The organism is Lentimicrobiaceae bacterium, assembly GCA_028697555.1.
Classification (GTDB): domain Bacteria; phylum Bacteroidota; class Bacteroidia; order Bacteroidales; family UBA4417; genus UBA4417.
The window spans coordinates 1-8,940 of sequence record JAQVEX010000068.1 but is presented as its reverse complement, the minus strand read 5'-3'; the positions used below and the strand labels follow the sequence as shown (position 1 = coordinate 8,940).

Annotated in this window: 6 protein-coding genes; 3 read left to right on the top strand and 3 right to left on the bottom strand. The window is 36.1% G+C overall.

From position 1 onward, the window contains the following. Both PHP31_09345 and PHP31_09340 read right to left on the bottom strand, forming a co-directional pair. Positions 1-1,883: glycoside hydrolase family 2 TIM barrel-domain containing protein (locus PHP31_09345; protein MDD3739482.1), on the bottom strand; the 1,883-nt coding region annotated here is incomplete at its 3' end. A gap of 28 nt (positions 1,884-1,911) precedes the next feature. Continuing rightward, on the bottom strand, positions 1,912-3,180 hold the full coding sequence (locus PHP31_09340; protein MDD3739481.1) for an alpha-amylase family glycosyl hydrolase: 1,269 nt from the start codon (positions 3,178-3,180) through the stop codon (positions 1,912-1,914). A gap of 172 nt (positions 3,181-3,352) precedes the next feature. Between PHP31_09340 and PHP31_09335 the strand changes: the two genes are divergently transcribed. From PHP31_09335 to PHP31_09325, 3 genes are all read left to right on the top strand, one after another. After that, positions 3,353-4,471 (top strand): DNA replication/repair protein RecF, encoded by a 1,119-nt coding sequence (locus PHP31_09335; GenBank protein MDD3739480.1) that lies wholly within the window; start codon positions 3,353-3,355, stop codon positions 4,469-4,471. Between the two features lie 108 nt (positions 4,472-4,579). Next, a complete protein-coding gene (gene rpmH, locus PHP31_09330) occupies positions 4,580-4,723 on the top strand; it encodes a 50S ribosomal protein L34 (protein MDD3739479.1) in 144 nt (47 codons plus the stop codon). 678 nt (positions 4,724-5,401) lie between these two features. Then, positions 5,402-7,852 carry a YfhO family protein gene (locus tag PHP31_09325; GenBank protein ID MDD3739478.1) on the top strand — a complete coding sequence of 817 codons (2,451 nt, stop codon included), beginning with the start codon at positions 5,402-5,404 and terminating at the stop codon, positions 7,850-7,852. Here PHP31_09325 and PHP31_09320 read toward each other — a convergent pair. After that, positions 7,842-8,822, bottom strand: coding sequence for a 2-dehydropantoate 2-reductase N-terminal domain-containing protein (locus tag PHP31_09320; GenBank protein MDD3739477.1), 981 nt, complete (start codon positions 8,820-8,822; stop codon positions 7,842-7,844). The genes PHP31_09325 and PHP31_09320 overlap by 11 nt on opposite strands. Positions 8,823-8,940 lie beyond the last annotated feature (118 nt).

The following is an 8,940-nucleotide window of genomic DNA, read 5'->3' as shown; positions in this document are numbered from 1 at the left end:
TATATAGCAGGGTGCACTGTTCTGTCGGCGTTGATAACACCATTCAAACAAAAGTTTCCATCGGTAAAAACACCTTCGGGTTCGTAGTGTCCGCCGTAAGTCCAGTATAGTTTGCCGTGTTCATCGTATTTTGCCAATCCTTGGTCAACCCAATCCCAAATAAAACCGCCTTGTACTTGGCGTTCCGATTCAACAAAATCCCAATAGTCTTGGAAGTGTCCGTTGCTATTGCCCATAGCGTGAGAGTATTCAGCCCAAATAAACGGACGGTCGGGGTCGGTTCCTACCCAATGTTTTTTTACACTTTTCACGGGCCAATACATCAAACCGATGATATCTGTGTGTTTTTCGGTTACATCGGTATTCATTTCGGCTCTTTCGTACGCAACAACGCGACTATTGTCGAACTCTTTAAGTTTTTTGTACGCATTAAGCATTGTAGGACCTGTGCCGGCTTCGTTGCCCATACTCCAAACAATAATCGAAGGGTGGTTTTTATCTCTTTGTGCCATATTCATAATTCTTTCAATATGAGCAGCTTCCCATTCGGGTTTGTTTGCCAATGTGTTTTCTTTTGCGTAGCCGTAGCCATGCGATTCCACGTTGGCTTCGTCGTATAAGTAAATACCGTACTCGTCGCAGAGTTTGTACCACATTGGGTCGTTGGGATAGTGAGCGGTGCGGACAGCGTTAAAGTTGTGTTGTTTCAGAAGCTCCAAATCTTTACGCATCATTTTTTCGTCAACAACGTGTCCGTAGTGCATATCGTGTTCGTGTCTGTTGACACCTTTTAAAAGTATTGGCTTACCGTTGACCAAAAGCTGACCATCTTTTATTTCAACGCTTCTGAAACCTATTTTTGTAGATATATATTCGAGAGCATTATTGTTTTGGTCGGATAAAACGATTGTTAATCTGTACAAATTAGGAATCTCCGCCGACCATTGCTTTACATTATTAATAACATGCTTAAAGTTAACGGTTGCTGATGCATTTTTTTTGACATCGACAACTGCATTGTTTGAAACAACTACATTGCCTTTGGCATCTTCAATTTTGTAGGTTATATTTTGTTTAGCTACATTTTTGTTATTGTAGTTTTTAATCAAAATGTTTAAATCGAGAACGCCGTTTGTGTAATTGCCTGAAAGCGAAGTCTTAGCAAAAAAATCGGCAACGTGGACTTTGTTTCTTGCGTAGAGCCGAACATCTCTTTGTATTCCCGAAATTCGCCAAAAGTCTTGGTCTTCAAGGTAGCTGCCATCGGTAAACTGAAACACCTGAACTGCTAATTTGTTTTTCCCTTCGACCAAATATTTTGTAATATTAAATTCTGCCGGAAGTTTTGAATCCTGACTGTATCCGACCTTATTGCCGTTAAGCCACAGGTAGTAACCCGATTTAACCGAACCAAACTCTATAAAAACTTCTTTGCCTTTCCAATTTGCAGGCAAATTGAAGAAAGTAACGTATGAGCCGACAGGACTGTATTCGTCGGCTATATACGGCTGATTGCGTTCAAAAGGATATTGTGCATTTAAGTAATGAGGATAGCCGTAGCCGTTAAGTTCCCAATTGCTTGGAACGTCAATGTCGTCCCACGACGAAACATCAAAATCGTTTTTGTAGAAATCGGTTGGACGTTGCGAAGCTCTGCCTACGTAGTTAAACTTCCACTTTCCGTTTAAAGTTTTCATGTTGGCATTTGTGTTTAAATCGCCAATAATTGCTTGCTGTTCCGAATCGAACGAAAAGAAAGTTGCACGAGCATCTTCTCTGTTGATTTTAAAAACTTGGGGATTTTCCCAATCATTTTGCGAGAAAACCAATAAGTTTGATACTAATAAAAGTATTACTAAAATTGAAAATGTTTTTGTTCTCATATTTCACTAAGAGTTTATTTATGTTTGATTAATTATTTATATGTTTTAAAAAGAGGTAATCGTATGCTTCGAGTTCTAAGTGTAGCGCTCCGTGTAAATCGAATTGCTTATTTGAAAAAACATCGGTGTATTTTTTGTAAAATGCAGGGTCGAACAAGGTGCAACAGAATTTGCTACTTGTTAAGCTAACAACTACAACGTATTGCTCGGAATTGTTATATCTGGTAAAGCAAAATATTTTGTCGGAAAACTCAGTTTCGATAATGTGAAAATTGCCGTCGTCGTTGCTGTTGAAATTGATATTTGAGTTTTTTCTGATGTTAACGAGAGTTTTATAAAAATCGAACATTTTATCGTCTTTCCACTCAATATTATCTTTCGAAAAAAACTTCAATTGTTTACTATTGCCAGCTTCCATGCCTGAATAAATAAGCGGAATGCCCGGAAGAGTGAAGGTTAAAAGAGCCATAGTTTCTAAAAACAATCCTAACCTTTGCAATTCGGAGCCGTGCCACGAGTTTTCGTCGTGATTGCTGATAAACAGCAGTTGCGAGCAGTTTTCGGGGAAGTTGTAAAACTCATCTTTAATAGTTTTTGCAAAATCATTGACAGAGCATTTAAAATTAGCCATATCATTAATTTTATGATATACTTTCCAATTATAAATAACGTCGAAAGCTTTGTCTAACAACTCCTTATCCTCCGATTCGGCGAGCATGAAAACATTTGCGTGTTTATTTAGTTCGGTTCTGGCATCGTTCCAAAAGTCGATAGGAACCAAACTCGCCATATCGCAACGGAAACCGTCGATTTTGGCATTCTCAACCCAAAACAACATTTCATCAATCATTTGTTGTCGCATTTTTGGATTGTCGTAATTCAAACCAATAACATCTTCCCATTCGGGAACAGGAGGAAAAACTTCGTTTAATTCGTTTCGTCTGTAAAAATCGGGATGTTCGTCAACCCAGTGATGATCCCAAGCAGTATGGTTAGCCACCCAATCTAAAATGACGTACATACCCAAACTGTGAATTTCTTCGACAAGAGATTGAAATTCGGAAAAAGTACCGAATTCAGGATTTATCTCGCGATAGTTTTTTATTGAGTAATAGCTGCCCAAATCACCTTTTCGGTTTTTAACGCCAATAGGCTGTACCGGCATAAACCAAATAATTTGCACACCCAAGGATTTTATTCGCGGAAGGTGCTCTCTAAACGACTTAATATCACCTTGTTTTGTGTATTGTCGTAGGTTTACTTCGTATATGGTGGCGTTTTTTGCCCACGGTACCATTGTTTGCTGTCTGCTCATAAACTATTACTCAGTAAGGTTTGTTTCGGCTAAATTAAAACATTGCAAATATAGTTAATTATGTCAATATCTTGCAAAAACAAAAACTCAAATAAGTATAAAAACGATAAGCAGTTTTTATTAACTTTGCAGCGAATTTAATATACAGACGAAGGTGTACCTAAAAAACATTCACTTAATTAATTTTAAGAATTTTGAGGAAGATAAAATCGATTTTTCTCAAAATGTAAACTGTTTTACAGGTAATAATGGAGTAGGCAAGACCAACATTTTAGATGCGATTTATCACCTTTCGTTTACCAAAAGTTATTTCTACAACAGTGATTTGCATAGTATCAGGCATGATGAAAGTTTTTTTGCCGTGCACGGCAATTTTGTAAGCAGTAGCGAAGAACTACCACAAAAAGTGAGTTGCATATTATCGCGTGGTAAGAAAAAGCAGATGAGGCTAAACGATAAGGAATACGATCGCATTTCCGACCACATAGGACGTTTTCCATGTGTAATGGTTTCGCCGTACGACAGAGATATTATAAGGGAAGGTAGTTTGTTTAGAAGAAGATTTTTTGATATGGTAATCTCGCAGTTTGATGCTGTTTATTTAGATAACCTAATGAGGTACAACAAGTTGATGCTTCAGCGTAATGCCATACTGAAAAAAAATGCGGAAATTCAAAGTAGCGATTATTCGTTGCTACAGCTGATTGATATCCAAATGGTTGCACCTGCAACGGATATTTATACCAAACGCAAAGATTTTATTGAAAAGTTTTTACCATTGTTTAAACATTACTTCAATATAATTTCAAATGGAAAAGAAAGTGTTGATATTGAGTACAGTAGCCATTTGAACGATACCGATTTTGAGAAGTTATTGTCTGAAAATTTTGAGAGAGATTTGTTTTTGAAATACACAAGCAAAGGTGTACATAAGGACGATTTTATATTTTACATTTCCGACAATTTGGTAAAACAATATGCTTCTCAGGGACAGCAAAAATCGTTTGCAATTTCGCTAAAGTTGGCTCAATTCGATTATACGCGTCAGAGAATAAAACATTGTCCGTTATTGCTTTTAGACGATATTTTCGACAAATTGGATCATAAAAGGGTGCAACAGCTTATAAATTTGGTTTTAAACGATAATTTCGGACAAGTTTTTATCACCGATACCGATAAAGAGAGAATAAAAAAAATGTTAATTAATATAAATCGTCCGTACAAATTATTTGATGTAAAAGACAATAAAACAGAGATATACGACAGCCAGTAAAGCGCAGTTTGCAAATAAAAAATAAAATATTTTCACAAAGTTGTATTGTATAATTAAAAATATATTACCTTTGCAAACCTAATTGAAAGAGATTATACATTTTAAGTTATGAAACGCACATATCAACCATCAAGGAGAAAGAGAAAAAACAAACACGGTTTTCGTTCGCGTATGGCTACTGTGAACGGACGCAAAGTGTTGGCAGCTCGTAGAGCTAAAGGAAGAAAAAAATTGACGGTTTCCGACGAATAGTTTTTCGTGGGTTTTTCCCGATTCTATTTTTTAGGTTATTAATATTTGTTAGGAGGAAGTTGCGAAACTTCCTCCTTTTTCTGTTTGTTTTTTATTAGCCCTTAGCTGTTAGCAGTTAGCTTTTGGTTAAGAGCCAATCCTATCAAACTTTTTTTCGTAATCGATAAACTTTTACAGTTTCAATTTTGTTTCTTTCATTTTCTTTGTTTGTCCAAAGAAAACGAAACAAAAGAAAAGACACTTTTTACAAGGAATTTTTTATTGCCTTGTGGCAATAAAAACCGTATAAAAGAAACTAAATTTCTTACAGGGATTCAGAAATTTTTAACGTTTCTTTTATACATATTCTGCGTAAAAAGGATTTTAAATGAGCAAAATTTCACCCCGCTCGCTTCCGCAAAGCAAGCGTAGGTCAGCGATTTTGTTAGATTATTTTGCAGTCAATCAACTTCGCTCTATTCGTTTAGATTATCTGTCACTGTAGAGAAAAACAATAGCCAATATTTTGCTGCAAATCCGAAACATCTAAACCTAGCTAATAGCTAAAAGCCAACAGCCAACAGCCAACAGCCAATAGCCAAAGATATTTACCAAACAGCAGCAGTTTTTTATTATTGTTCGCATTTTTTCAGATAAACTTCTTACTTTTGTCCTTTGTTAAGAAAAAACTTTTACACAATGAAAAACAATTTGATAAAAAAATCGATACCGTATGTAATGGCAGTGCTGATTTTTATGGCATTGTCTATAGTATATATGTTGCCACAAATGCAAGGCAAAAAACTTAAACAGTCGGATATTACTCAGTTTAAGGGAATGTCGAAGGAAATAGTCGATTACCGAGAGGCAACAGGCGAAGAACCTTACTGGACAAATTCAATGTTTGGAGGCATGCCGGCATATCAAATTTCGACAAAATACGAAGGAAATATTGCAAAAACACTTGACCCGATTGTTAGGTTTTTTATAGACAGACCTGCCGGAACGATGTTTTTGTACATGTTGGGCTTTTTTATCTTATTGCTGGCATTAAAGGTAAAAGCTGAAGTAGCTTTGGTTAGTTCAATAGCTTACGGATTGACGTCGTATTTGTTTATCATTCTGGGAGCCGGGCATAATTCTAAAGCCACCGCTATAAGTCTGATGGCTCCTGTTTTAGCGGGTGTTTTTCTTACTCTAAGGAAAAAATACCTGTTGGGTGGAGTGGTAACAGCCTTGTTTTTGGCTTTACAAATTTGGGCTAATCACGTTCAAATGACTTATTATTTAGGTATTATGATACTCGTAATACTTTTGGTATATTTTATCTATAGTTTTAAAGAGAAAGAAGTAAAAAGTCTTTTAAAGGGTGTAGCAGTGCTTTTTGCTGCTGCGATTGTTGCTGTTGCATGTAATTTTACATCTTTGTACGCAACATATTCGTACGGCAAGGAAACTATAAGGGGTAAGTCCGATTTGGTTCAAGAAGGCAAGCGACAAACCGGATTAGATAAGGAATACGCCACAATGTGGAGCTATGGTATTGGCGAAACTTTCACCTTACTTATCCCCGATTTTAATGGAGGTGTTTCTAATGGAGCGTTAAGCGAAGATTCAAAATCCTACTCGGCATTAATTCAAAATGGAGTACTTGCTCATCAGGCAAAGCAAGTGATTAAAAATATGCCTTTGTATTGGGGAACTCAGCCCGGTGTAGCCGGTCCAATATATGTTGGAGCAATTATTATCTTTTTGTTTGTGTTGGGCTGTTTTGTTGTCAAAGGCAAGATTAAACATATATTACTAATACTGACCATATTATCTATACTACTATCGTGGGGTAGCAATTTTAGCTTTTTAACTGACATCTTTTTTGATTACGTCCCAATGTACAATAAGTTTAGGGCTGTTTCAATGACATTGGTAATAGCAGAGCTTACTATTCCGCTACTTGCAGGATTGGCTTTGTGGAATATTGTCAAGGGCGATTTTCCGAAAGAGAAACTAAACAGATACTTATATATAAGTTTTGGTATTGTAGGAGGTATAACTCTGTTTTTCGCATTGTTTTCCGGCGGATTGTTCAGTTTTGTTTCGCCCAACGATGTACAATTAAAAAATATTTTCCCCGATTGGCTTCTAAGCGCTTTAATAGAAGATAGACAACACCTTTTGAAAAGCGATGCTTGGAGGTCGTTTATTTATGTAGCCTTGAGCTTTGGTCTGATTTGGCTTTTTGTCAATAAGAAATTAAAATTACAAACACTGATTCCTGTTTTAGCTTTACTTATAATATTTGACTTATGGTTTGTTGATAAGAGATATTTAAACAAAGACAACTTTGTCCGCAAATCGCTTGTTGATGTACCTTTCCAACCTTCGGAAGCAGACAAAACCATATTGCAAGACAAAGATTTGTATTACAGAGTTTTCAATCAAACAGTTTCGTCATTCAACGATGCATCAACTTCGTATTTTCATAAATCGGTTGGAGGGTATCATGCTGCCAAACTTGGTAGGTATCAGGATGTGATAGAGTATCATTTGTCGAAAGGAAATATGAGTGTGTTTAATATGTTAAATACCAAGTGGTTTATTTTACCCGATAGTCGTAACAACCAACCTGTGGCTCGTTATAATCCCGGAGCATTAGGCAATGCTTGGTTTGTGCAAGATGTAAGGATGGTCGATAATGCAAATCAGGAAATAGAGGCACTAAACGATATTGATGTTGCAACGACTTTGGTTTACGACAAAGCATTCGATAATATTGTTAAATCTTCGTCAATCAATTACGATTCAACTGCCAACATTAAACTTGTCAGCTACGCACCAAATAAATTGGTTTACGAATGCAGTACTCCTGTTGATGCTTGTGCAGTTTTCTCAGATATTTATTATGCAAATGGTTGGAATGCTCAAATAGATGGAAATGATGTTCCATACTTTAGAGCAAATTATATTTTGCGAGCTTTAAATATCCCCAAAGGCGAGCACACAATAGTATTTGCATTCGAGCCGCAAGAAATTAAGGTCGGAACTATAGTATCATATACGGGCTCAATAATATTGCTGCTTTCGATAGTATTATCGGTGTTTGTTTACGTTAGGAAGTATAAATTAGAGAAAAATAAGCCAGTTACAGATTAATAATCTTGTTGACAAAATCTAGAACTGAGATTTCTTTTGAAAACACTTTGCTTAGCGATGTTAGCAGAGGATAGATTTCGGGGTTTATTCCGTCTTGTTTTAGCTTAACCAACATATTATTCATAGCAATTTGTCCCTCAAGCACAACCTTGTTGGAGATTACTTCGTCGAAAAATCCTTTTCCTATAAATAACCCTAATGTTCTGTTTCGACTCAAATCGTTGAGAGATGTTAAACCAAAGTCGCCAATGCCACAGTAATTAAACAAGGTTTTCTTTTTGCCGCCAAGTTCAATCATTATTGCACGCATTTCGTTAAAGGCTTTTGTAAATACGCAAAAACGCATATTAGCTGAGTCGAATTGAGCATCGACAATACCGATAACAATAGCGTAAATGTTTTTCAAAATACTTAAATATTCAACGCCAAGAACATCTTCGGTTTTGTCGGTAATAATAGATGTGCCTTTAAATAAGTCTTCCAATTTTGAAAGTAGTTTCGTGTCGGTGCAGGCAATGGTAAAAGCAGTAGGACTATTATTAATAATTTCGCGAGCAAACGAAGGACCTTTCATTGGAATAACAATATTGTCGAACTCCTCGTTGATGCTTTGAGGTATTGTCTGAAGTTCATCGCCAAATCCCTTTGCCAAATTAATCATTATTGCTTTTTTGGGTATATGCTTTTTAATTTCTCGCAGGTGCGACATTACGGCTATCGACGGTATTGCAATAACAATTACATCGGCAGTAGAAATTAAATTAAAGTCGCTGCTAGCTTTAAGTCTGTCGTTTAATCTTATGCCGGCAAAATATTTATGATTTATGTGAGTGGAGCTGATAGATTCGGCAATATCGTCTTCTATGCCTACCAAAGTTACATTCAGATTGTCTTTAACAGATAACGTATTTCCGAAAGCTGTCCCAATAGCTCCCATTCCAAGTATTATAATATTTTTTATTTCGCTCATAATTATTTATTTAAGTATTATTTAGGTGTCGTTTAGAAGGTTTTATAAGATTAGAAACGTATTCTTTCGCTTTTTTCACATCTTTAATTTTTACTATTTTAAACAAGAATAATATCAA